Source organism: Lentibacillus salinarum, assembly GCF_042679865.1.
Taxonomy (GTDB): Bacteria; Bacillota; Bacilli; order Bacillales; family Amphibacillaceae; genus Lentibacillus; species Lentibacillus salinarum.
This window is the reverse complement of record NZ_JBHTNH010000024.1, coordinates 116,252-138,677: the sequence shown is the minus strand read 5'-3', so window position 1 is coordinate 138,677 and position 22,426 is coordinate 116,252. Positions and strand designations below refer to the sequence as shown.

Annotated in this window: 25 protein-coding genes; 19 read left to right on the top strand and 6 right to left on the bottom strand. The window is 44.9% G+C overall.

What is annotated here, in order from left to right; genetic code table 11:
* Positions 1 to 147 precede the first annotated feature (147 nt).
* Together ACFQ4A_RS11535 and ACFQ4A_RS11530 are read right to left on the bottom strand one after the other, a co-directional pair.
* Positions 148 to 318: a hypothetical protein gene (locus ACFQ4A_RS11535; RefSeq protein ID WP_382400725.1), complete on the bottom strand. Its 171-nt coding sequence runs from the start codon at positions 316 to 318 to the stop codon at positions 148 to 150.
* 74 nt (positions 319 to 392) lie between these two features.
* Positions 393 to 1,664 carry a BaiN/RdsA family NAD(P)/FAD-dependent oxidoreductase gene (locus ACFQ4A_RS11530; protein ID WP_382400723.1) on the bottom strand — a complete coding sequence of 424 codons (1,272 nt, stop codon included), beginning with the start codon at positions 1,662 to 1,664 and terminating at the stop codon, positions 393 to 395.
* Between the two features lie 146 nt (positions 1,665 to 1,810).
* Between ACFQ4A_RS11530 and ACFQ4A_RS11525 the strand changes: the two genes are divergently transcribed.
* Both ACFQ4A_RS11525 and ACFQ4A_RS11520 read left to right on the top strand, forming a co-directional pair.
* On the top strand, positions 1,811 to 3,430 hold the full coding sequence (locus ACFQ4A_RS11525; protein WP_382400721.1) for a putative polysaccharide biosynthesis protein: 1,620 nt from the start codon (positions 1,811 to 1,813) through the stop codon (positions 3,428 to 3,430).
* A 13-nt stretch (positions 3,431 to 3,443) separates the two neighbouring features.
* The gene (locus ACFQ4A_RS11520) at positions 3,444 to 4,169 is read left to right on the top strand and encodes a pseudouridine synthase (RefSeq protein ID WP_382400719.1); all 726 of its coding nucleotides are present in this window, start codon (positions 3,444 to 3,446) and stop codon (positions 4,167 to 4,169) included.
* 30 nt (positions 4,170 to 4,199) lie between these two features.
* Here the strand turns inward: ACFQ4A_RS11520 and ACFQ4A_RS11515 are convergent, their stop codons facing one another.
* Positions 4,200 to 4,442, bottom strand: a complete 243-nt coding sequence (locus ACFQ4A_RS11515; protein ID WP_382400717.1) for a DeoR family transcriptional regulator — start codon at positions 4,440 to 4,442, stop codon at positions 4,200 to 4,202.
* Positions 4,443 to 4,588: 146 nt separating this feature from the next.
* On the opposite strand from ACFQ4A_RS11515, the gene thpR reads away from it, so the two are divergent.
* The 3 genes from thpR (at position 4,589) to ACFQ4A_RS11500 (ending at position 7,409) form a co-directional block, all read left to right on the top strand.
* On the top strand, positions 4,589 to 5,149 hold the full coding sequence (thpR, locus tag ACFQ4A_RS11510) for an RNA 2',3'-cyclic phosphodiesterase (protein WP_382400715.1): 561 nt from the start codon (positions 4,589 to 4,591) through the stop codon (positions 5,147 to 5,149).
* A 3-nt stretch (positions 5,150 to 5,152) separates the two neighbouring features.
* A complete protein-coding gene (locus ACFQ4A_RS11505; protein ID WP_382400713.1) occupies positions 5,153 to 6,073 on the top strand; it encodes an NERD domain-containing protein in 921 nt (306 codons plus the stop codon).
* 520 nt (positions 6,074 to 6,593) lie between these two features.
* A complete protein-coding gene (locus ACFQ4A_RS11500) occupies positions 6,594 to 7,409 on the top strand; it encodes a phosphotransferase (protein ID WP_382400711.1) in 816 nt (271 codons plus the stop codon).
* Here the strand turns inward: ACFQ4A_RS11500 and ACFQ4A_RS11495 are convergent.
* On the bottom strand, positions 7,396 to 7,683 hold the full coding sequence (locus ACFQ4A_RS11495; RefSeq protein WP_382400709.1) for a YtzH-like family protein: 288 nt from the start codon (positions 7,681 to 7,683) through the stop codon (positions 7,396 to 7,398). The genes ACFQ4A_RS11500 and ACFQ4A_RS11495 overlap by 14 nt on opposite strands.
* A 71-nt stretch (positions 7,684 to 7,754) precedes the next feature.
* Between ACFQ4A_RS11495 and trmB the strand changes: the two genes are divergently transcribed.
* A complete protein-coding gene (trmB, locus tag ACFQ4A_RS11490) occupies positions 7,755 to 8,405 on the top strand; it encodes a tRNA (guanosine(46)-N7)-methyltransferase TrmB (protein ID WP_382400707.1) in 651 nt (216 codons plus the stop codon).
* A gap of 177 nt (positions 8,406 to 8,582) precedes the next feature.
* Positions 8,583 to 9,455, top strand: a complete 873-nt coding sequence (locus ACFQ4A_RS11485; RefSeq protein WP_382400705.1) for a YtnP family quorum-quenching lactonase — start codon at positions 8,583 to 8,585, stop codon at positions 9,453 to 9,455.
* Between the two features lie 178 nt (positions 9,456 to 9,633).
* Here ACFQ4A_RS11485 and ACFQ4A_RS11480 read toward each other — a convergent pair whose 3' ends face one another.
* Positions 9,634 to 9,948 carry a PepSY domain-containing protein gene (locus tag ACFQ4A_RS11480; protein ID WP_382400703.1) on the bottom strand — a complete coding sequence of 105 codons (315 nt, stop codon included), beginning with the start codon at positions 9,946 to 9,948 and terminating at the stop codon, positions 9,634 to 9,636.
* 296 nt (positions 9,949 to 10,244) lie between these two features.
* Between ACFQ4A_RS11480 and ACFQ4A_RS11475 the strand changes: the two genes are divergently transcribed.
* Both ACFQ4A_RS11475 and ACFQ4A_RS11470 read left to right on the top strand, forming a co-directional pair.
* Positions 10,245 to 11,309: a M42 family metallopeptidase gene (locus tag ACFQ4A_RS11475; RefSeq protein ID WP_382400701.1), complete on the top strand. Its 1,065-nt coding sequence runs from the start codon at positions 10,245 to 10,247 to the stop codon at positions 11,307 to 11,309.
* 9 nt (positions 11,310 to 11,318) lie between these two features.
* Positions 11,319 to 11,825 carry a DUF84 family protein gene (locus ACFQ4A_RS11470; protein WP_382400699.1) on the top strand — a complete coding sequence of 169 codons (507 nt, stop codon included), beginning with the start codon at positions 11,319 to 11,321 and terminating at the stop codon, positions 11,823 to 11,825.
* Positions 11,826 to 11,972: 147 nt separating this feature from the next.
* Here ACFQ4A_RS11470 and ACFQ4A_RS11465 read toward each other — a convergent pair whose 3' ends face one another.
* Positions 11,973 to 12,413: a YtoQ family protein gene (locus ACFQ4A_RS11465; protein WP_382400697.1), complete on the bottom strand. Its 441-nt coding sequence runs from the start codon at positions 12,411 to 12,413 to the stop codon at positions 11,973 to 11,975.
* 157 nt (positions 12,414 to 12,570) lie between these two features.
* Between ACFQ4A_RS11465 and ACFQ4A_RS11460 the strand changes: the two genes are divergently transcribed.
* The 10 genes from ACFQ4A_RS11460 (at position 12,571) to ACFQ4A_RS11415 (ending at position 22,398) form a co-directional block, all read left to right on the top strand.
* Positions 12,571 to 13,089, top strand: coding sequence for a hypothetical protein (locus ACFQ4A_RS11460; protein WP_382400695.1), 519 nt, complete (start codon positions 12,571 to 12,573; stop codon positions 13,087 to 13,089).
* 86 nt (positions 13,090 to 13,175) lie between these two features.
* Positions 13,176 to 13,493, top strand: coding sequence for a thioredoxin family protein (locus tag ACFQ4A_RS11455; protein WP_382400693.1), 318 nt, complete (start codon positions 13,176 to 13,178; stop codon positions 13,491 to 13,493).
* 19 nt (positions 13,494 to 13,512) lie between these two features.
* A complete protein-coding gene (locus ACFQ4A_RS11450) occupies positions 13,513 to 14,319 on the top strand; it encodes a DUF1444 domain-containing protein (RefSeq protein WP_382400691.1) in 807 nt (268 codons plus the stop codon).
* Positions 14,320 to 14,334: 15 nt separating this feature from the next.
* The gene (ytpR, locus tag ACFQ4A_RS11445) at positions 14,335 to 14,937 is read left to right on the top strand and encodes a YtpR family tRNA-binding protein (protein ID WP_382400689.1); all 603 of its coding nucleotides are present in this window, start codon (positions 14,335 to 14,337) and stop codon (positions 14,935 to 14,937) included.
* 109 nt (positions 14,938 to 15,046) lie between these two features.
* A complete protein-coding gene (locus ACFQ4A_RS11440; protein ID WP_382400687.1) occupies positions 15,047 to 17,287 on the top strand; it encodes a DNA translocase FtsK in 2,241 nt (746 codons plus the stop codon).
* Between the two features lie 91 nt (positions 17,288 to 17,378).
* Entirely contained in the window at positions 17,379 to 18,497 is a 1,119-nt protein-coding gene (locus ACFQ4A_RS11435) for a nicotinate phosphoribosyltransferase (protein ID WP_382400685.1), read from the top strand.
* Between the two features lie 108 nt (positions 18,498 to 18,605).
* Positions 18,606 to 19,934, top strand: coding sequence for a UDP-N-acetylmuramate--L-alanine ligase (gene murC / locus ACFQ4A_RS11430; RefSeq protein ID WP_382400683.1), 1,329 nt, complete (start codon positions 18,606 to 18,608; stop codon positions 19,932 to 19,934).
* 197 nt (positions 19,935 to 20,131) lie between these two features.
* A complete protein-coding gene (locus tag ACFQ4A_RS11425; protein WP_382400681.1) occupies positions 20,132 to 20,536 on the top strand; it encodes a DUF948 domain-containing protein in 405 nt (134 codons plus the stop codon).
* Between the two features lie 21 nt (positions 20,537 to 20,557).
* On the top strand, positions 20,558 to 21,013 hold the full coding sequence (locus tag ACFQ4A_RS11420) for a YtxH domain-containing protein (RefSeq protein ID WP_382400679.1): 456 nt from the start codon (positions 20,558 to 20,560) through the stop codon (positions 21,011 to 21,013).
* A gap of 299 nt (positions 21,014 to 21,312) precedes the next feature.
* Positions 21,313 to 22,398 carry a bifunctional 3-deoxy-7-phosphoheptulonate synthase/chorismate mutase gene (locus tag ACFQ4A_RS11415; RefSeq protein WP_382400677.1) on the top strand — a complete coding sequence of 362 codons (1,086 nt, stop codon included), beginning with the start codon at positions 21,313 to 21,315 and terminating at the stop codon, positions 22,396 to 22,398.
* Positions 22,399 to 22,426 lie beyond the last annotated feature (28 nt).

Sequence of the window (22,426 nt, the reverse complement as noted above, 5' to 3'; positions counted from 1 at the left end):
AAAAAGAGAGGGGAAGAAGTGGAACTTCATTGCCCTCACTGCAATGGTACTATGATTAGAGCGAGAAACATCCCAAGTGATTAATCCTCACTTGGGACGTGATTTAGTCGCGTCAGCGATTTTGTTCTTACCAAATTTCTGGAGACATTAAAAGTTCTGCTGGTTGCTTGTTCCATTGTTCATTTGCGAAACAAATGGAACCATTTGCTGCATGGCCTGGCCAAAATTTCGGTTATTTCGTGTCATACTGTAATATGTCGCTGCTCCGACGCCAACAGATGCAATCAGCGGCAACCACATGTTGTTATTTTTTTGCATGAGCTTCAGTCCTTTCTGCATAAGTTCCCGGACATTTATAGCTTGGCATGAGACCGCTGAAAAGATGACAGGTATCAAATGCCAGTTACGTGAATGGCTTCGTTGGCGGCGTTCATCCCTGCAAGCCGTCCGGTTACTAAAGCGGAGGTTATGTTGTAACCTCCGGTATATCCATGAATATCCAGTATTTCGCCACAAAAATATAAACCATGCATCTGTTTGGACTGCAATGTTTTTGGAACCACTTCTTTTAACGAAACCCCGCCTCCGGTAACAAAAGCCTTATCGAGGGGTAACGAACCATGCACGTAAAAGCGGAAATTTTTCAGGTTGTGGATAATGCGGCGAATGACATCCTTGGAAATCATGGCTGCTTTATGTTCGTTATTAACATCGTGATAATTCAGCATATAATCCAGAAACCTTTCTGGTACCAGTCCTTTTAAAATGTTTTTGATTGATTTTTTAGGGTTCTCCTCCATCGCTTTTAAAGCTGACTGTACCAGTTTCTCTTCCTGTCGGTCAGGTACCGTATCAAGCAGCATTGGTACTTTCTCGCGTCCCTTCATAAGTTCTTTGACAACGAATTGGGAGCAGCGTAAAACAGCTGGACCGGAAATGCCAAAATGTGTGAATATCATGTCCATCTGATGGGTGATCATTGGCTTGTTTTTCTTATTTAAAACGGATAGGGAAATGTCACGTAATGACAGCCCTTGAAGACGTTTATTTTGAATAAATGCTTCTTTGGATGTAAGGGCAACTTCGGTCGGGTATAATTCTGTAACCGTATGGCCGGCCTTTTTTGCCCAGGCATAGCCATCACCGGTTGATCCGGTATGGGGAACAGCCCTTCCGCCGACAGCAATGACCACGGATTTGGTTTGTAGTTTCGATCCATCTTCCAAAATGATGGTATGCTCATTTTCACTGTAACGAACAGACGTTACGGGTGTATTCATACGAACATCGACACCAAGCGTATCCAATTTACCGATTAATGCATTGACAACGGTTTTGGCTGAATTGGTGACCGGAAACATCCGTCCGTGATCCTCTTCTTTAAGTTGAACGCCCATGCCTTCAAAAAAATCGATAATATCGTAATTGTTAAAAACAGCAAATGGACTATATAAAAATTTGCCATTTCCGGGAATATGTTTGATCACGTCTTCCGCAGGCAGCCGGTTTGTGACGTTACAGCGACCGCCACCGGAAATGGCCAGCTTTTTGCCAAGTTTTTTCCCCTTTTCCAGTAACAGGGTTTTAGCATCATTTTCAGCAGCAGCGATGGAGGCCATCAACCCGGATGGTCCGCCGCCGATGACAACGACATCATAAGTCAATAATCTTCATTCCTTTCGCTTCTTCATAGCATATCACGTTTTAAACACCTTAAAAAGAATCAACGTTTAGTTTCCTATCACGTATGTATGGGATCTATGGTAAAATGACATTTGTATGTGATTTTTAACCAGATGCAGGTGAAATAATGTCGAATATTGTCAGAGGTACGTTGCTGCTTACAGGTGCAACATTTTTATCAAAATTTCTGGGCATGATATATGTTATTCCATTTAATGAGCTGGTGGGCGAAACCGGTGGGACGCTGTTTTCGTTTGCTTATACACCTTACAGTATTTTAATTAGTCTTTCCACCGTTGGCGTTCCACTGGCGGTTTCGAAGTTTGTTTCTAAATATAATGCCTTAGGGGATTATAAGACAGGCATGCGGATGTTTAAGGCCGGTATCACGTTTATGGCTGTGACAGGGCTTCTCGCGTTTCTGGGATTATTTATCGGTGCTGAAAGGCTTGCAGAGTTCACGATAACTGATGAGGATACCGGCAATATTGCGGTCGATGATGTGACGCTGGTAATACGTATGGTCAGCTTTGCGTTATTGATTATTCCTTCCATGAGTATTGTGCGCGGATTTTTTCAGGGCTATCAGTCGATGGGCCCTACTGCCGTTTCACAGGTTGTGGAACAGATTGTACGAATCGGCTTTATATTAATTGCCGCATTCACCGTGGTGAACCTTTTGGATGGAACAATTGTGACAGCGGTGAGCTTTGCGACATTTGCCGCTTTTATCGGTGCACTGGCATCCTGTGCCGTATTAATTGTCTATTGGCGTAAGCGCAAGGCTTACATCCAAAGCAATATTGAACGGCAACGGACATCACATGACATACCGACAAAGGCCTTATTTGCTGAGCTGTTCCGTTATGCCGGGCCATTTATACTGGTTGGTGTGGCCATTCCGTTATACCAGCTGGTAGATCAGTTTACCATCGAACGGGCCATGACGGCGATTGACCAAAAGGACTTGTTCGATATGGCTTACTCGGCGATTATTTATTATGGGCATAAATTGGTTATCATTCCGGTAACCATAGCGACTGGGATGTCGCTGGCGATTATCCCTGCCATTACACAAACATTTACACAGGGTGACCGCCCTTTACTGAACCAGCAGATTAACCAGGCACTACAAATTGTGCTTGTTCTCGTTATCCCGGCCGTTGTGGGTCTGTCGACGTTATCGCATGAGGCATATGGTGCCTTATTTGGCATGAAAGAGATTGACTATACAGGAACGCTCCTGGCATGGTATGCGCCGGTTGCATTAATGCTTGCGCTGTTCACCGTGACATCTGCTATTTTGCAGGGCATCAACCAGCAGCAATTTGCTGTCATCAGTTTATCAGGCGGCGTGCTAATCAAAGTATTATTCAATATCCAGCTTATCCACATATTCGGTGCCAAGGGTGCCATTTTTGGAACAGGACTGGCAGCGGGAACAGCAGTAGCGCTCAATTTATGGCGGATTAAATCAGCCATCCAGTTCTCGTACAGACAGACGTTCAAACGCTTTTTGCTTATATGTATTTTCTCTGTTTTCATGGTGATCACCATTGCGATAAGCAAAGCCTTAATCGGGTTGTTTTTGGATTATGAAGCAACACGCGGGGCAGCTGTCATCATGTTGATTGTTGGCGTAGTTATTGGCGGTGGTGTTTATTTATGGTTCAGTTATCAGTCAACATTGCTTGAACGGATTTTAGGTGACCGGGTACGTGTATTGGACCGACTATTTCACAGGTGAATGGAGGATATGTATGCGTCTTGATAAATTGCTGGCCAATACGGGTCATGGGAGCAGAAAAGAGGTCAAAGCGTTGATTAAAAAGAAGAAAGTGACCGTTAACGGCCAACAAATTAAAGACAGCGGTTTGCAGATTGATCCCGAGCATGATAGCGTTTATGTTAATGATGAACATGTGCATTACCGGCCGTTTATTTACATCATGCTGAATAAGCCGTCCGGCTATATTTCAGCGACAGCTGATGAACGCAGCAAAACCGTTGTCGATCTTCTGCCGGATGCGTATAAACGGTTTAACCCATTTCCTGTCGGCAGGCTTGATAAAGACACGGAAGGCCTGCTGCTGATTACGAATGATGGCGAACTCGGGCATCACTTGACTTCACCAAAGAAAGCCGTCGAGAAAACGTATTATGCTGAAATTAGGGGCCATGTGACGGAAGAGGATGTTACCCGGTTCCGGCGCGGTGTTGAATTGGAAGACGGCTATATCACCAAACCGGCCTATCTGGAGGTTCTGAAAGCAGATGGTTTTTCGGTGGTAAACGTGACGGTCACGGAAGGGAAGTTCCATCAGATCAAACGTATGTTTGAAGCGGTCGGGAAAAAAGTGACCTTTCTGAAGCGAATCCGGATGAGTGATCTGGTGTTGGATGACTATTTGCGACCGGGGGAGCATCGTGAGTTGACAGAGGCGGAAGTGGCATGCTTAAGATCAGCCGGGCAAAAAAAGCGCTGACAACAGGTGCCAGCGAAACGATCCTCAGCATCAGGGGATATTGACAGGTTTGCTTGTGATTTTCCATTTTCCCTTGTTAGGACTTTTGACGAGCCCATTGTGTGTCAGAATCGTCAAATCCCGTTGAACCGTACGGTCAGTTGTCCCGAATTCCTCAGCGATCTCTTGCGTTGAGACTGTCCCCTGTTCTCTTATATAGAGATAGACAGCCTTTACTCTCGTCAGCATGCGAGATGTTGCATGATTCAAAAAATCACTCCCTAATGATTTCATGCTCTGTGCTGCAACCATCTGTGACGTTAATTCAATTTTACCGCTATTTTGCTTTGGATAAAAGGAAAAGTTTGCGCTATTGTCAAAAAACTGTACAACGTTTATTAAATTATACGATATAAATACTAGAAAAATGAGGGATGTTTATGAATTTGCCGCATTATTTTTTGGCGGTTCCTTTGCCGGGCTTTCTGAAGGAACAGTACGCCCGCTGGCAGCGATCATTAAAAGAAAAATTACCGTATAGACAGTGGACACATCCGGATGATTTGCATATAACATTGACGTTTTTGGGCGCGGTTTCTCAGGAACAGGTTAAGCCATTACACCATTCACTGCAGGCAATTGAAAAGATAAGGATTTTTACATTGCAGACCGAGGCGCTCGGGACGTTTGGCGATCCGGCGAAACCGCGTGTCCTTTGGGCAGGGGTGAAGCGAAATGATGACCTATTAGGTTTACAGCGAACCGTTGAACATATTGCGCTGCAAGCAGGGTTTCAGCAGGAAAAGCGCACTTATTCACCGCATATAACGTTAGCCAAAAAATGGGACGGTGGAAAACAGGATCTGTCGGCGTTAAAACAGCACTATACCGAAGGGCAGTCAATTACGGTGAACGAGGTCGTGCTTTACCGGATTGATCCGGCGAAAAGTCCGAAATATTATACGGCAGCCGCCTATCATTTGATGGAAGAGGGGACTTGAAAAATGGCTCAGCTCATCAAACTGGAAGACTATATTTCGCGGTATGAGTGGAATATTTATCGTTATCCGGGTCAATTCATCCGGATGAAACAGGAAAATTGGAAAAAACGTCAGCATTTATGGCAAAGTGACCTCATGGCGGAAAAAATGGTGCAGTCGGAACCTGTTTCAATGTTTTCCAAATGGAAGTCAATCCTGAGGATGGGCAGCCGGCAAACGAAAAAGGCATCACTGGACGAAGAAGATTCCTTGCCAAAGACCGAACAGGCATTAAAGCATGATTTTCTCGATGATTTGTTGCCACGGCAATTGAAATGGGCGTCCTCGACTGTGACAGATGTCTCGATTGTGAAACAGCAGTATTATGATGATGCTCGACTGAAATATTTTCTTCAGCGTTTTCCCGATACATATTTACTGATGTACTATCCCATCTTTAATGTTAAAAAAGCACCGGTTGACGGAGAAATTATTTTAATCAGCCCACTTGGTATTGACATCATTTATATGATTGAAAAGGCTTCCGGCACGCGTATTTGGGCTGATGATGAACGGACATGGGTGGTTCGGGGCAAATCGCAACAGGAAACCAGGATACTTAGTCCAACCCTTGCCTTAAAACGAACCGAACAAATTGTGAAAAGCGTTCTTAATCGGGACAATTTGGATTTACCTATCACGAAGGTTGTGTTAGCCCCGGTGAACGACATTGTCTTTCATAACGAACCCTACAATACAAAACTAATCGGAAGACAAGCATACGCCGATTGGTTCAGTTATAAGCGAAACCTCATTTCCCCTCTGAAAAATCAGCAGCTCAAAGCAGCTGAAGGCTTACTGAAAAATTGCCGGACGAGCGCCTTGAAGCGTCCGGAGTGGGAACCGGATAATGATTCATTTACAGCCGGTAACGGGGAAAAATAAAGTAAAACTTCATTCAGTGGAGCGTTTTTCTCCACTGAATGTGGGGGAACAAAGGCTAGGTTCGCAACGTCCTCGAAAAAGAAAAGCACTTTTTCTTCGTGCGATGTATCGCTGTCGCAGATTTTCTTGTCGTGTTGCAACGCTTTTGTGACCTGCATCGTGCAGGCCGAACAGAATCGGACATTTAAGGACAGTTACTCGCCGTACTTTGGCGGGTTACTGTCCATTAGATGCGGGATAAATATAGATATCTATACAAACATCATCTGAATGCAGCAACACAGTATACTGTTCGCCTGTACCATCGCGAAACCCGAACCGTACAAAGACATTATGCGAATATAAGTTTCGGTTGAAAACATATTAAATTTCCGATAATCTAATCTCATGTCTGTTTTTAGCGATAAAAAGGGATTGCTGGTTTACCGATCGATGTCAATCCAGCTGTAAAAGGTGTCCTGGCTGTTTTATAGACAGGCACGTATCGAACGGAATTATAAAATGATTTGGGGTATGCCCGTTGAATTGGTTCCAACAAGCAGTGGGAAAAGAATGGAATATTACGCCTGCGGGCGGGTTGACCGGTGATGCCTATATTGCCGAGAAAAACGGCCAGCGTTTGTTTTTAAAACGGAATTCTTCGCCGTTTCTGGCGGTCCTGTCAGCAGAGGGGATTGTTCCGAAGCTTGTGTTCACTAAGCGAATGGAAAATGGTGATGTGGTCACGGCCCAGGAGTGGCTGGAAGGAAGAGAATTGAAAGCAGCGGAAATGCAGCATCACCGGGTGGCCGATTTGCTCCGTAAAATACACGACTCGTCGGAACTTCTCCATATGTTAATGCGTCTGGGCAAAAAGCCAGTAACACCTGATGACCGGTTTGAAGCGGCCACGGACCAATTGCGGGCAGACGGTTTAATTCGTGAACATCAGGAAGTCCAGGAAGCATTGAAATACCTGCAGCGTTTGCTCCCGGTCACCCGTGGCCGGCCACAGGTCGTATGCCACTGTGACTTAAATCATAATAATATTATCCTGACGACGAAAGGCCAACTCTATCTGATTGATTGGGACAATGCCATGATAGCCGATCCGGCGATGGACTTTGGTTTTATACTAAAATGGTATGTGCCGGAAGCAGATTGGGATGAATGGCTTGACCATTACGGGATAACCAACGATCAGCAGCTGTTTGAACGGATGTACTGGTATTTGATTATGGATGCCCTGCAATATATAATCTGGCATCAGCAGCGTCATGATACGGAAAAAGTACAAAGCCGCCTGGCCGATTTACGCAATTTGAACGATTACGTTGGTCATGCTATTCTGCGTTAGTCTGCTGGATAGCATTCACCCATGTTTCAATATTTTCCCTGTTCGACAAGATATGTTCTTCATCATTTTGAGCGATCTCACCCTGTCGTCCGTAATTATAAATTTCCGGCAAAAGCTGTAGAAGCTGTTCATCCGGAATGCTGTTGTTCGCCATCATGGCCTGAACCAGCCGTTTGATTTGCTGATATTCGGAAATGTCACCACAGCAATCCTCCGTTTGTTCTGTTAAAATATCATACAATAATCGTAATTGATTGTGGGTCGTCAATGTCATGTCCTTCACCTCAATCGATAGTTTTAACCAATCACACGAATTCTATGCTTATGGATAAAGGAGACGTAATCATGCGACAGCGACATAAACCGTGGGCAGATGATTTTCTGAAAGAGAATACCAACTTGATCATCCCGAATCCGTATGATAAGAAAGGGAAATGGCAGGATTATTTCGGAAACGATAACCCCATTCATCTGGAAATCGGGACCGGGAAGGGTCAATTTATCGCTGGTATGGCGACACAGCATCCGGATGTCAATTTTATTGGCATTGAACTGGCCAAAAGTATTATCGTGATGGCCGGAAGCAAAGTGAAGGAGGCTGGCCGGGATAATGTACTGCTTTTACATGTGGATGCAGCTGATCTGAACGGGCTGTTTGCTGACAACGAAATTTCAACGCTTTATTTAAACTTTTCTGACCCGTGGCCGAAAAAACGTCATGCCAAACGGCGCCTCACTTTCCATACATTCCTGGAACAATACCGGCATATTTTACAGCCTGATGGGGAAGTCGTACTTAAAACGGATAATCAGGGACTGTTTGAGTATTCGCTCGTCAGCTTTTCTCAATTTGGGTTGGCTTTAAAAGACGTGACGCTGGATCTTCACAGTATTGAAGACCCTGAGAATGTGATGACGGAATATGAAGAGAGATTTTCAGCTAAAGGACAGCCGATTTACCGCTGCCGGGCTCAATTTTCCCAGGACCCGCAATAGCTGGGTTCTTTTTCAATTCAATTTGCAATCGTTTACATCAGAGAAGGTATTCGCTAGACTGAATGTATCCCGCATGTAACTGGCAGTAAGATACGCTGTTTTAATCTTCCGGGCAATGACCTATAGATTGCAGCGGCTTAACTGCTATTCACTTTGCAGGCAAAGGAGGATGACAGAGTGGAGACACTACAGATTGGACGGGCGCAACTGACATGGCTGAACGGCGGTGTGAATTTCCTTGACGGTGGTGCCATGTTTGGTGTTGTCCCAAAAGCGTTATGGGGAAAAAAGTATCCACATAATGACAAAAACCAGATTGAATTGCGGACAGATCCGATTTTACTGCAGCTGGACGGAAAAAATTTTCTGATTGATTCCGGCATGGGGAATGGCAAATTGACGGACAAACAGATTCGAAACTTCGGCGTAAAGGAGGCGTCATCAATTGATAAGTCGCTTGCCGAACTGGGGCTGCGGGCAGATGATATCGACGCTATGCTGATGACACACTTACATTTTGACCATGCGTGTGGCCTGACGAAACCTGTGGATAATGGTTATGCGTCTGTTTTCAAAAATGCCGTGATTTACGTTTCTCAGGTGGAGTGGGATGAAATGCGCAATCCCAATATTCGTTCAGCCAATACATATTGGGAAATGAACTGGAAACCGGTACAGGAGCAGGTACAGCCATTTGAAAACGAACTGGCCATTACAGACGGGCTGAAAATGATTCACACCGGCGGGCACAGTGACGGGCATTCGATCCTTTTGTTTGAAGACGGTGATCATACATGGATCCATATGGCGGACATCATGCCGACGCATGCGCATCAGAATAAGCTATGGGCTCTTGCTTATGACGATTATCCCGTAACTTCTGTTCATCAAAAGGAAAAATGGATGGCGTATGGCTATCAGAACCGGGCATGGTACACGTTTTATCATGATGCGTATTACCGGGCGATTCAATTTGATGAATCCGGTGAACGGGTTGATCAAGTGGATCGGGACCGGTATGAATATAAAGATCATAAGAAAAAACGCTGACGTGTCTTTTCAGATGCCAGAGGTCAGAAGTCGGATTGGAAGAAATCGGCGAGTTAGCCGATTTCGGCATTGAAAATATCGTCCAAAATTTTATACTTTTGTATCTTTTTAAAAAAACGGCCATCTGCTTTATGTATAAAGCGGATGGCCGTTTTTGAGTTTTAAGATATACCTGAGATTATGCTGTTTCCGCTGAATCAATCACGGCGCCTGTGTCAGCATCGATGTAAAATTCGTATTGTTTGTTTTCACCGTCGATGTTACGTGTGACGCCGCCGCGGTAAACATTGTACAACAAACCGTTTTTCTCGATTTCCTCGGGTTTCATGTAAATCCAAGAACCGCTGATCGGGCCCTGCTTTTTGAATGATTCTTTTGCCCGTTTCAGTGCTTTTTCGGGTGTGATTGTCTGGTAGCGGTCAAGTTGCTGTTTTACCAAAAATCCTGCTGCAATACCTGCCCCAGCAGCAATAACTGCGTTTCTGGCTTTCATGACTTGGTCACCTCTGAACATTTTATAATCGCTTTCTTATTTATTTACCATTATAACGGAAACAACTCAAAATAAAAACCAATACGAAACAAAAGCTAAGAACTCGGGCGTTTTTGAAAAAGGAAAGCACGTTTTCTTCGCGCGATGTATCGCTATCGTAGTTTTCCTTATCCTATTGCAAAGCCTTTGTAACCTGCAACTGTAGGACCGAACAGAATTGGACAGTCGAATGGTGGAAACCCGCTGCCATTTTCCGTTATACTTATTTTATACATACAGGGATGGAGGGAACATAGATGAACCAGGAAACGCTGGATTTGTTTAAAAATCTGACTGAATTACAAGGTGCTCCCGGTAATGAGCGAGACGTCCGCAAGTTTATGCGCGGTGAGCTGGAAAAATACGCTGATGACGTGATCCGAGACAACCTTGGCGGGGTTTTCGGCGTCAAAAATGGTGATGGGCCGCGGGTACTGGTTGCTGGCCATATGGACGAAGTCGGATTTATGGTTACTCAAATTACGAAAAACGGGATGATCCGTTTCCAGACATTAGGTGGCTGGTGGAGCCAGGTACTATTGGCCCAGCGCGTGCAAATCATGACGGATGATGGTCCGGTCATTGGCGTAATCGGCTCAACCCCACCGCATAATTTAACACCGGAACAACGGAAAAAGCCGGTGGACACGAAGGATATGCTGATTGATATCGGCGCGGACGACAAGGAAGATGCTGAAAAAATCGGTATCCAACCGGGACAGTCGATTGTACCGATCTGTCCATTCACGCCAATGGCTAACGATAAGAAGATCCTTGCCAAAGCTTGGGATAATCGGTATGGTTGTGGGTTGTCAGTTGAGCTACTAAAAGAGCTGCAAGGTGAGACCGTACCGAATCAGCTTTATTCCGGGGCGACCGTTCAGGAAGAAGTGGGGCTGAGAGGCGCTAAGGTCGCTGCTAACATGATTCAGCCGGATATTTTCTTTGCGCTGGATGCATCACCGGCTAATGACATGGCTGGTGATGAGCAGGAATTTGGTCAATTGGGCAAAGGTGCCCTGTTGCGTATTTTTGATCGGTCGATGATTACCCATCGCGGTATGCGTGAATTTATTCTGGATACAGCTGAATCAAATGAGATCCCTTATCAATATTTCGTTTCCCAAGGCGGCACTGATGCAGGCAGTGTTCACCTGTCCAACAGTGGTATCCCATCTGCAGTCGTCGGCATTTGCTCACGCTACATTCATACATCATCATCGATCATTCATGTGGATGATTATCAGGCGGCAAAAGAACTACTGGTTAAGCTTGTTAAATCAACTGATCAAAATACGGTCGATTCGATTAAGGCAACTTAAAGGATTCTCATGAGTATTGTAATCGGATCCCAAAACCCTGCAAAGATTGCTGCAGTGAAGGACGTGTTCGCACAGGATGAGGTAATGGCAGCAGATGCGCCATCCCAGGTTAGTGATCAGCCATTTTCCGACGCCGAAACCAGACTGGGCGCGATTAATCGGGCTTTCAACGCCCTTAAATCGGCATCAGGTGAAATCGCCATCGGGCTGGAAGGCGGTATTATGTACGTTGATAACGAATTATACCTCTGTAACTGGGGGGCACTCGTTACTAGGAATAACAACATCTTCACAGCCAGCGGTGCCAGAATTTTACTACCGGTGGAAATTGCCGATGAACTGAAAAAAGGTATGGAACTTGGAGACGTGATGGACGCGTATGCCAAGAAGCAAGATGTACGGAAAAAAGAAGGGGCCATTGGTATTTTCACGAATGAGCGTATTTCCCGGCAAGACATGTTCGTCCATGTCGTGCAGCTTCTTCGTGGCCAATGGGAATATTGGGAGGAAACATAAGAAAGCAGCGGTTTCAAGCCGCTGCTTAAATCGACAAAGGAATCATTTTGCGAATGATCATGCGAACGTATTTCGGTAATCCCTTGTGATTTGACTTTTTATCATGTTGTACCTCACGAGTGATCCCATTAGCATTAGCTGGATTTGTTATTCATAAATATAGCTCAATACATTAAGCGCCTGGTCCACTGTTTCAACTGTCACATTCGCTTTATTGGCCAATTCTTTCAGCGGGTGGATCAGTGATTCAGGTCTTACGATGATTGTCGGTTTATTCATCGTCATGGCGGCACTGGCATCCATTGCTGTGTTCCATTGTTTATATTTTTCCCCGAACAATGCGATGACGACATCCGATTTCTGCATCAGCACCTGTGTCCGCAAGTTATTGATGCCTGATGCTGCATCATCTTTATAAACGCTCCCTGGCTGTTCACCAAGAATGTCCTCGCCTACATTATCAGATCGGTCATGGTTCGTCTGTGGTGCAACAAATGTCAGCGGTAGATTTTTTTCCTTAGCTTTTGTCTTCAGCTCCTCCCGCCAGTCATCGTGAATCTGACCTGCCAAATAAACCGTCAGTTCCATGAATACCCCTCCATCCATTAAGATATCTAATCCCATCTTATCTATTTTAAGCCACAACGCAAACAAAAACGTTTGAATTCAAACAATTTCCTTGTCAAATTAAGAAATCATAGTATCATAGACTGAGGAAAAAGGACTATTTTTGGGGGAAGTAACAGTGACAGCGTTACGGATTATCACGGTTATGTCAGGTTGTCTTTTTATATTGCTTGGATGCACCGCGCCGACTGAAGAAGAAGCTATTGCTAGCACGGAAAAAGCTGCTGGGGAGACATTTCATGCTGACGACTCGCTTGAAACAAATGAGGCGCTCGATGCCTTTTCGATTTATTTGCCTGCCGGTATGGAGGTTGTTGAGGAAGACGCCAGCAATGTTATTCTGGAAGACGGCAATCAGACATATATCGTGTTTTATAATAATCTGGAGAGCCCGCTCAGTGAATTGAGCTATGAATCAGCAGCATCTAAAGGTGATGAGGCTTTGCTGCTCGAGACGTTTGAAGACCGGGAAAAATTTGGCTATATCCAAGTTATTCCCGATGATGACGAAGGTGATTACGAACTGCAGACAGGTATCGGTGGTGTGAAAATTACAACCTATTCATCTATATCCGGGCTGGAAGATGATTCGGAACTAATGATGAAAATGGCACGCTCAATTGTGATGGAAAACTAAATCGAATCATTTTCCGGCAGACATCATGATGATTGAATCCGGATAAAATCAACGATATGATAGATGTTACAATGGAGGTTGATGGCATGAAAACACTTAAATCTGAACAGCAATTGAATGATTTAATAAAAACAGAAAACGTGGTTACCGTATTTTCGGCTGACTGGTGCCCGGATTGCCGTGTGATTGAACCGGTTTTACCTGAAATCGAAGAAGCGTATCCGGATTTTACCTTTATCGAAGTGGACCGAGATCAATTTATTGACCTGTGCCAGACATATGATGTATTCGGAATTCCGAGTTTTATCGCATTTAAAGACGGAAAAGAAGCCGGCCGATTTGTCAGCAAGGACCGGAAATCAAAAGATGAAATCACCGCATTCATGGATGAAGTCAGCGGCTAAGGGAAGGGGATGCGTAGCAATGAAAATGACTAGTCTTAAAATGAAAAAGATCCTCGACGAACGATTGGCCAGTGAAGAATTAAAAACATCCTACAACCGTGATAAAGATACGTATCGTATTGAGTGGAAGGATACCAGACAGGGGATGACGATCACCCTTCCAAACGTTGTTTCCAAATATAACGAACGTGGTGAATCGGCCATTGATGATTTGGAAGAGCATGTAATGGAGGCGCTCAGAATTATGCATGACACGCATCATCTGACCGGAAAAGAAAAACAAATTTTTCCGGTTATCCGTGCCACGTCATTCCCGACTGAAACAAAAGGTGGCAAAATACTGGTATATAAGGAACATACCGCCGAAACCCGTGTTTATTATGCGCTGGATCTGGGCAAGTCCTATCAGCTGATCGATCAATCAATGTTGGAGGACGAGGGCTGGACGCATGAACGGATTGATGAAATGGCCACATTCAATATCCGCTCATTGGACAATGATTATAAACAAGACACGGTTGCCGACAATGACTTTTATTTTGTGGCCACGCAGGACGGTTATGATGCGAGTCGAATTTTAAACGAAGCGTTCCTGGAAGAAATGCTCGCCAATGCCAAAGGGGAACTGGCGGTAGCGGTGCCGCACCAGGACGTCCTCATTTTTGCCGATATCCAGAATAAAGCAGGTTATGATATATTGGCACAAATGACGATGAAGTTTTTTGCAGAAGGCCGTATCCCGATTACATCGCTGTCGTTTATTTATGAAAATAAGACACTGGAGCCGGTCTTCATCCTTGCGAAGAACCACCCGGAAAAGAAATAGAAAGGAATGACACTCATGGATGTTTTTTACAATCGTAACGGTATAGGGGATGTGCTGATCGTCCCGCTTGAAGACGTCGACCGTTACGAGATAACATATGAAACTTACGGTGATATCACCCGGATAACGGATCAGAAAGGGTTGATTGCCGGTTATAATATTTTTCAGGCGTCCACATATTTCGACTTGCCGAATACGGGCAGCATTACGATGACGGAAAATCTGTTACAGCAAATGAAAGAAGCGCTCAGGCAAAATAACCTGAATGATCCGCTTGACGTTGATTTAAGTCCCAAATTTGTTGTCGGCTATGTCAGTGACAAGGCACCACATGAAAATGCCGATAAATTAAGTGTCTGCCAGGTGGATACCGGGGATGAACAGCTGCAGATCGTCTGCGGCGCCCCAAACGTTGCTGCCGGTCAGAAGGTGGTAGTGGCCAAGGTAGGTGCCGTCATGCCGAGCGGATTAAAGATTAAACCGACAGAATTACGCAGTGTCCCATCGAATGGTATGATATGTTCTCAAAAAGAACTGGGGCTTCCAAACGCACCAAAGGAAAAAGGAATCTATGTGCTCGACGAATCGTATACAACAGGTGACGCTTTTAAATTTTAAAATGAAAACAACCTGAGTCGATAGACAAGGGTTGTTTTTTTAACTACAATTTGAATTAGAAACTGTTAAACTGAAAATAGCTTGAATACTAAGAAAAGAGTGAATACATATGTTCGAACGATGGAAAAAGAAAATCAGTCGTTTTCTTTTTGAAGAACAGGAAGAGGAGAAGGAAAAGCCAAGGGAAAAATTACCTGAAAGTCAGGATATACAAACGCGTATGACGTACCAGTATCCTGCGCGAAAATCATTTCGTTTTCCTGTGATCCCGGATGAATCGGAGCAGAAAGCGCAATCTGAATCCGACATACCGGCTTTCCAGCGTAAAAAAAGCCGGCGGACGCCACAGCAGGAAAACCCTGCCCATCATGAGGCTCACCATCAGGAAGAACAACCAGAGCGAAAAGTTTATAAACCGCAATCGGAGGAACCGTTCACGCCAAGCGATGTGCCATCCCCGGTTTACGGTTTTCAGAAACGGAATAAGGAAAAAACGCTTGAAGATGTCCCAGCTTTTCAGCGAAAGCCGTATCAGGATATGGACAACGCTTCCCCATTGAAAGAAGAAGGAAAGGACCAGGCAGCCGCAGTAAGCGAGGAGCAGGTTGATACTGAGCATGTTACCGGCGACACCGGGGATCCTGCCCCTTCCCCGCTATCAAACGATCACCACATGCCAGAAACCGAGTCGGAAAGCCGCGAACAGCCAAACCAGACCGACCCGGATGAAAAACCAGCATCTGATCAACCAGGTACACCCGGCACGAACGAAGCACCAAAACCTGTCCGGCGTCACAAACCCGAACGGCGTTCTCGCAAACCTGAAGGGGAGCAATCCAGCACGAAGACACCGCCTTTTAACGTTTTAATGTCGGCGAATGATAAACGAAACCATCGAAAACGCCAAAGCGCAAGCCGACAGCCGGCCGACAGGCAGAAAGCGACCACAAAAAGCGATGTGCCACACCATTTATTGGATGATCCTGAACCAAAAACAGAACAGGATCAACTATGGATGGAGAACGAGCGGCAGTTACTGGAAAAAACATTAAAACATTTCAATGTCCGTGCCAAAGTGGTCAATACGACACAGGGACCATCTGTCACAAGGTTTGAGGTTCAGCCGGAATTGGGTGTGAAAGTAAGCAAAATCAAAAATTTAAGTGATGACCTCAAACTGAATATGGCTGCCAAAGATATTCGGATTGAAGCCCCGATCCCCGGTAAAAATACAATCGGTATCGAAATCCCGAATCGGCAGCCGCAGACCGTGAGCTTGCAGGAAATTTTTACAGATAAAAGCTTTCAAACGAGTGCATCCCCATTAACGATCGGTCTGGGATTAAGCATTGAAGGCGATCCACTGGTCACGAATATCCAAAAAATGCCACACGGGTTAATCGCCGGGGCAACCGGATCCGGCAAAAGTGTTTGCATTAATACGATACTCATCAGCCTGTTGTATAAAGCGGGTCATGAAGACGTCAAGTTTATGCTGATTGATCCGAAAATGGTGGAACTGGCGCCATACAATGGGATCCCGCACCTCATCTCACCAGTTATTACGGACGTCAAAGCGGCCACTGCTGCGTTGAAATGGGCCGTCAGAGAAATGGAAGAGCGCTATGATGCGTTTGTCCGCGAAAGTGTCCGTGACATCGAACGGTTTAACCAGAAGATGCGTAAGGAAAATCGCACCGATGATAAAATGCCATTTATTGTGATTGTGATTGATGAGCTTGCCGATCTCATGATGGTGTCGCCACAGGATGTTGAGGATGCGATCAGCCGGATTGCTCAGAAAGCCCGGGCATGCGGCATTCACTTGCTTCTCGCCACCCAAAGGCCGTCGGTGGATGTGATTACAGGTTTAATCAAAGCCAATATTCCGACAAGAATTGCTTTCAGTGTGTCATCACAGGTTGATTCCAAAACCATCATTGATACCGGCGGCGCAGAGAAACTACTGGGCAAAGGTGATATGTTGTTCACGGAAAACGGCGCAGGCAAAAGTGTCCGGCTGCAGGGTGCTTTTGTGTCAGATGAGGAAATTGACCGTGTAACGGATTACGCGCGATCAATGGCTGAACCTGATTATCAATTTGAACAGGAACAGCTGCTGCAGCATGTTGTTAAAGACGATGAGACGGATGAATTGCTGGATGATGCCATTGCCTTTGTGGTTGACCACAACAGTGCCAGCACCTCGCTTCTACAGCGGCAGTTTAAAATCGGCTACAATCGGGCAGCAAGATTAATGGATGCCATGGAAGAGCAGGGGATTATCGCCCGACAAAATGGGAGCAAACCACGGGAAGTTCTCGTGTCCGCTGCCCAATTGGAAAATTAGTACTTGTCCAGCTGTGTATCTTTATATATTATTAAAGAGAATGGATTTTTACAATGTCCTGAAAGTTTATCTTTTGTAGAGGAGTACGGTTATGAAGGAAATTACCCAAAAATTAAATGGTGATATTAAACGGTTAACCAATAAGACATTCAAATTTGACAAACGAATAAAGGATGGCTGGTTCTCGGCGGTTTATTTCCTGAAAACGAAAGAAATCGCGGAAAAAAAACAGCCGAATAATCATATAACCATGCAATTTTTTCAAAAAAGCAGTGAGGCAGTGCTGTGCGGCACCGATGAAGCGATTGCCTTAGTACATACATTTGCTGATAACCCGGAGAATTTGGAAATTCATTCACTGAAAGACGGCGACAAGATTGGCCCTTATGAAACAGTCCTGACCATATCCGGCGCCTATCAGCAGTTTGGCTTTTTGGAAGGGATCATTGACGGCATCCTGGCGAGAAGAACATCGGTGGCAACGAATGTATATAATGTGGTAAAAGCGGCCAATTCATCCGGCAGACAGAAACCGGTCATTTTTATGGGCGATCGGGATGATCACTACACCCAGCAGGCCGGTGATGGTTATGCAGCGTTTATAGGTGGATCAACCGCCCAGGCAACCCATGCGATGAATGAGTGGTGGGGCAGGGAAGGTATGGGAACAATGCCGCATGCCATGATCCAAATGTTCCGCGGGGATGTCGTGGCTGCATCCAGAGCCTATCACGAAATTTATCCGGAAGATGATCTGGTGACCCTTGTTGATTACAACAATGATGTGATTACGGACTCACTTAAAGTCGCACGGGCTTTTGGCGAAGATCTGCAAGCGGTCCGTATTGATACATCGCGGACACTTGTCGATAAGTACTTTTTGCGGAATCAGCATTTAATGGGGACGTTTGACCCGCGTGGGACAAATCCGGAGCTCGTCTTTGCTTTACGCAAGGCACTTGATGAGGAAGGCTTTTCACACGTGAAGATTATGGTCAGTGGCGGTTTTACCGAAGACCGGATCCGTTATTTTGAGAATAATGGTGTTCCGGTTGATATGTATGGTGTTGGCGGAAGTCTGTTAAAAATCAATATTGGTTTTACGGGTGACGATGTCCTGTTCAACGGTATCCCTGAAGCAAAAGAAGGACGGCGCTACCGGCCTAATCCACACATGGAAAAGGTTGAATACTGCCCACAGGATACGTAAATGTTTCGTATTTTATTCCTGGCGATCATTTGCTATAATAGCAAAATAGCTGTAAAGTTATGATGGAAAACGATTGATTGTTTAGACATAAAGTTGGAGGTTCTTTTTATGACGACTTACCATTTTATTGGTATTAAGGGAACCGGAATGAGTGCCCTTGCGCAAATCCTTCATGATTCGGGAGAGAACGTGCAGGGCTCCGATGTTGAAAAGCAATTTTTTACACAAAAAGCATTAGAGGAAAAAAACATTCCCATTTTCCCTTTTTCAGAAACGAACATCAAAGACGGTTACACCATAATTGCGGGTAATGCTTTTTCAGATAATCATCTCGAAGTTAAAGAAGCTAAGCGTAAAGGGCTGACATTTTATCGTTATCATGAATTTCTCGGAGAGTGGCTGAAACAGTTTACCAGTATTGCCGTTACAGGTGCTCATGGTAAAACATCCACGACAGGTCTTCTGGCTCATGTGCTGGATCAATCCTATCCGATTTCATACTTAATCGGTGACGGAACCGGAAAAGGCCATGTGAACAGCAACTATTTTGTGTTTGAAGCGTGCGAATACCGGCGTCATTTTTTAAGTTATCAGCCGGACTATGCGATCATGACAAATATTGACTTTGATCATCCGGATTATTTCACGAGTATTGATGACGTATTTGATGCGTTCCAGTCCATGGCTGACCAGGTAAAAAAAGGAATCATTGCCTGTGGTGATGACGAAAGCTTGCAGCAGATTCAGGCAAAAGTGCCGGTTGTTTACTATGGTTTCTCCAGCACTAATGACTTTCAGGCACAAAATGTAACGGAAACAGAGGGTGGCACCGTATTTGACGTGTTTGTACGTAATACGTATTATGATACATTTACCATCCCGATGTTCGGTGACCACCATGTGCTGAATGCTTTATCGGTTATTGCCATTTGCCATTATGAAGACATTAGAGCAGATACGATGAAAGCATTAAGTAATTTTGAAGGTGTTAAACGCCGGTTCACGGAAAAAGCAATCGGCAGTCAGATGCTGGTCGACGATTATGCCCACCATCCAAGGGAAATCAGGGCAACGATTGAAACAGCGCGGAAAAAGTATCAGGACAAACCGATTATCGCAATCTTCCAGCCGCATACGTTTACCCGGACACGCACATTTTTGCAGGAATTTGCCGACAGTCTGAATCTTGCCGACCAAGTGTATCTGTGTGACATTTTTGGATCTGCCAGAGAAGAAAGCGGCAAGCTGACGATACAGGATTTGCAGGAGCTTGTTGTTAACAGTAAAATTCTGGATTTATCCAATACAGAGGTTCTACTAGCGCATTCAGACAGTGTTCTCCTGTTCATGGGCGCAGGCGATATTCAAAAATTTCAGGAAGCTTATGAAACCCAACTTGATTATTATATAACCCGCCCGCACATCAAAAAAGCTTAAAGCTAGCAAGAGCCACATTAACGGGCTCTTCTCTTTTTATCCCGTTTTTTAACCGTCCAACAGTCTATATTCAGGAAGTGCATGAAACGCGAAAGGATTTTTGGCTTTTTTGTCGAAATCATTTATAGTGGTGTTTAAAGCGTCATGCGCAGGGAAAATAGTAAGGTATGCGAACAACAAAGGAGTTGATCCATTTAATGGAAGTATTTATGTACATAGCTGCTCTAATCGCCGCAGCTTCTCTCGCCGTTTTGGTTATCTTTCTAGTGATAACATTAAAGGCAGCACGGCGGACATTGGATAATACAGCCAACACGCTGGAAAATCTAAATGCGCAAATGCAAGGGATTACGACGGAAACAACTGAACTGCTGGCGAAAACAAATCACCTTGCAGATGATGTCAATCAAAAGTCGGACAAGCTGAATGTTTTGTTTGACGGATTCAAGGGTATTGGGGAAACAGCTGACGGAATAAATGAATCGATACGGAAGTTATCAGCCCATATTTCCGCAACTGCTGCCAAAAACCAGGAGAACGTTTCCGAAGTTCTCAAATGGGGCAATTCAATTATCGATTTTTGGAAAAAGAAAAAAAGCTGATCATGTTGAGGAGGAATCAGGATGGATATGAATAAGAAGGCGAAAAACAGTGAGCGCAGTGTCAATAATAAGGATTTTTTGCTGGGGACGCTTATCGGTGGGCTCACAGGCGCTGTAGCTGCCTTATTGTGGGCCCCGAAATCAGGCAGTGAATTAAGAGGTGACCTGAACAATCGTGCTGTCGAGCTGAAAGATCGTACCGGTGAATGGAAAGACGCAGCCTATGAGAAGGGAGCAGATTGGAAGGATACGGCATCTCAGAAAGGATCGGAAGTGAAGGAGAAGGCATATCTGAAGGGGTCTGAACTACGAACCAGGGCTGTTGATTCCACGTCAAAACTTTCCCGGAAAACACAGGCAAAAACGCAGGAATTATCCAAGAGCATACAAGATAAATTGAAACGGGATGACGGGGCGGCAGAAGTAGCTGCAACTGAAGAATCCGCAGTAACGGCGGAATCGGACAGAACGTCATAAAACAGTTTAAAAATTGCCTGAAATAAATAAGAAAAACTCGGCTCCCGCCTCGTCTTTCCAGAGGTCAGAGGCCGGACTTGAAGAAATCGGCGAACCAGCCGATTTCACGATTGAAGACTTCACCTGAAATGTTATACTTTCTTATCTTATGGAAAAAGCCAGTGGTGTTGCACTGGTTTTTCTTATTTGTCAAAAAAGTAAAAATAACTAATGACAAATGAATCAATATCCGGTATAATAATGTCTAATTATTTAGATATGAGGTAGCAAAACGAAATGAACAGATTGCAGGAGGGATTATGTTGAGCAATGATTTGGAGCAGTTGCGCCAGAAACTTGACGGCGTCAATATGGAACTTTTACAATTGATTAACCAGCGGGCTGAAATCGTTCAGCAAATCGGGGAGGTAAAAGAGAAGCAAAGCATTAACCGGTTCGATCCTGTCAGGGAACGGAAAATGCTGGATGTGCTGACCCAAAAAAATAATGGTCCTTTCGAGAATTCGACCATTGAACATATTTTTAAAGAAATCTTCAAGGCAAGTCTGGAACTGCAGGAGGACGATCATCGGAAAGCGTTGCTTGTGTCGCGAAAGAAGAAGCCCGACGACACGATAATCAACATTAAAGGTGAGAAGATCGGCAATGGCGGTGTTCAACACGTTATGGGGCCTTGTTCAGTAGAGAGTTATGACCAGGTGGCCCAAGTCGCCAAAGCAGTTAAACGGAATGGCGTTAAATTACTGCGTGGCGGCGCGTTTAAGCCGAGAACCTCACCATACGATTTCCAAGGACTGGGTGTGGAAGGCTTACAGATTTTAAAGCAGGTTGCCGATGAATATGACTTGGCCGTGGTAAGTGAAATTGTCAATCCGGCGCACATCGAAAAAGCGCTTGATTACGTTGATGTGATCCAAATCGGCGCACGTAACATGCAGAACTTTGAATTGCTGAAAGCAGCTGGTGAGACCGACAAGCCTGTTCTGTTGAAACGCGGGCTGTCGGCAACGGTATCCGAATTTGTTAACGCAGCAGAATATATTATGTCACGGGGCAATGGTCATATTATCTTATGTGAACGAGGTATCCGGACTTACGAAAAAGCGACACGCAATACGCTTGATATATCCTCTGTCCCGATCCTGAAGCAGGAAACGCATTTGCCGGTGATGGTGGATGTAACCCACTCAACCGGTCGCCGGGATCTGTTGCTTCCGGCAGCAAAGGCAGCCATCGCTATCGGTGCGGATGGTGTCATGGCAGAGGTGCATCCGGACCCTGCCGTCGCATTGTCGGATGCCGCGCAGCAAATGGATATACCAACATTTGACCATTTCATGGAAGAGCTTGATGCATTTACACCGCGTCCCAGTCTGCAAAAATAGGCCGTTTTCGGGACTATCGGATTCCTGA

Excerpts from the sequence above, each read along its gene's own strand:
- ACFQ4A_RS11535 (WP_382400725.1), bottom strand. The coding sequence starts at position 318 with ATGCAAAAAAATAACAACATGTGGTTGCCGCTGATTGCATCTGTTGGC.
- ACFQ4A_RS11525 (WP_382400721.1), top strand. The coding sequence starts at position 1,811 with ATGTCGAATATTGTCAGAGGTACGTTGCTGCTTACAGGTGCAACATTT.
- ACFQ4A_RS11520 (WP_382400719.1), top strand. The coding sequence starts at position 3,444 with ATGCGTCTTGATAAATTGCTGGCCAATACGGGTCATGGGAGCAGAAAA.
- ACFQ4A_RS11515 (WP_382400717.1), bottom strand. The coding sequence starts at position 4,442 with ATGAAATCATTAGGGAGTGATTTTTTGAATCATGCAACATCTCGCATG.
- thpR (WP_382400715.1), top strand. The coding sequence starts at position 4,589 with ATGAATTTGCCGCATTATTTTTTGGCGGTTCCTTTGCCGGGCTTTCTG.
- ACFQ4A_RS11505 (WP_382400713.1), top strand. The coding sequence starts at position 5,153 with ATGGCTCAGCTCATCAAACTGGAAGACTATATTTCGCGGTATGAGTGG.
- ACFQ4A_RS11495 (WP_382400709.1), bottom strand. The coding sequence starts at position 7,683 with ATGACATTGACGACCCACAATCAATTACGATTATTGTATGATATTTTA.
- trmB (WP_382400707.1), top strand. The coding sequence starts at position 7,755 with ATGCGACAGCGACATAAACCGTGGGCAGATGATTTTCTGAAAGAGAAT.
- ACFQ4A_RS11480 (WP_382400703.1), bottom strand. The coding sequence starts at position 9,948 with ATGAAAGCCAGAAACGCAGTTATTGCTGCTGGGGCAGGTATTGCAGCA.
- ACFQ4A_RS11475 (WP_382400701.1), top strand. The coding sequence starts at position 10,245 with ATGAACCAGGAAACGCTGGATTTGTTTAAAAATCTGACTGAATTACAA.
- ACFQ4A_RS11470 (WP_382400699.1), top strand. The coding sequence starts at position 11,319 with ATGAGTATTGTAATCGGATCCCAAAACCCTGCAAAGATTGCTGCAGTG.
- ACFQ4A_RS11465 (WP_382400697.1), bottom strand. The coding sequence starts at position 12,413 with ATGGAACTGACGGTTTATTTGGCAGGTCAGATTCACGATGACTGGCGG.
- ACFQ4A_RS11455 (WP_382400693.1), top strand. The coding sequence starts at position 13,176 with ATGAAAACACTTAAATCTGAACAGCAATTGAATGATTTAATAAAAACA.
- ACFQ4A_RS11450 (WP_382400691.1), top strand. The coding sequence starts at position 13,513 with ATGAAAATGACTAGTCTTAAAATGAAAAAGATCCTCGACGAACGATTG.
- ytpR (WP_382400689.1), top strand. The coding sequence starts at position 14,335 with ATGGATGTTTTTTACAATCGTAACGGTATAGGGGATGTGCTGATCGTC.
- ACFQ4A_RS11440 (WP_382400687.1), top strand. The coding sequence starts at position 15,047 with ATGTTCGAACGATGGAAAAAGAAAATCAGTCGTTTTCTTTTTGAAGAA.
- ACFQ4A_RS11435 (WP_382400685.1), top strand. The coding sequence starts at position 17,379 with ATGAAGGAAATTACCCAAAAATTAAATGGTGATATTAAACGGTTAACC.
- murC (WP_382400683.1), top strand. The coding sequence starts at position 18,606 with ATGACGACTTACCATTTTATTGGTATTAAGGGAACCGGAATGAGTGCC.
- ACFQ4A_RS11425 (WP_382400681.1), top strand. The coding sequence starts at position 20,132 with ATGGAAGTATTTATGTACATAGCTGCTCTAATCGCCGCAGCTTCTCTC.
- ACFQ4A_RS11420 (WP_382400679.1), top strand. The coding sequence starts at position 20,558 with ATGGATATGAATAAGAAGGCGAAAAACAGTGAGCGCAGTGTCAATAAT.
- ACFQ4A_RS11415 (WP_382400677.1), top strand. The coding sequence starts at position 21,313 with ATGTTGAGCAATGATTTGGAGCAGTTGCGCCAGAAACTTGACGGCGTC.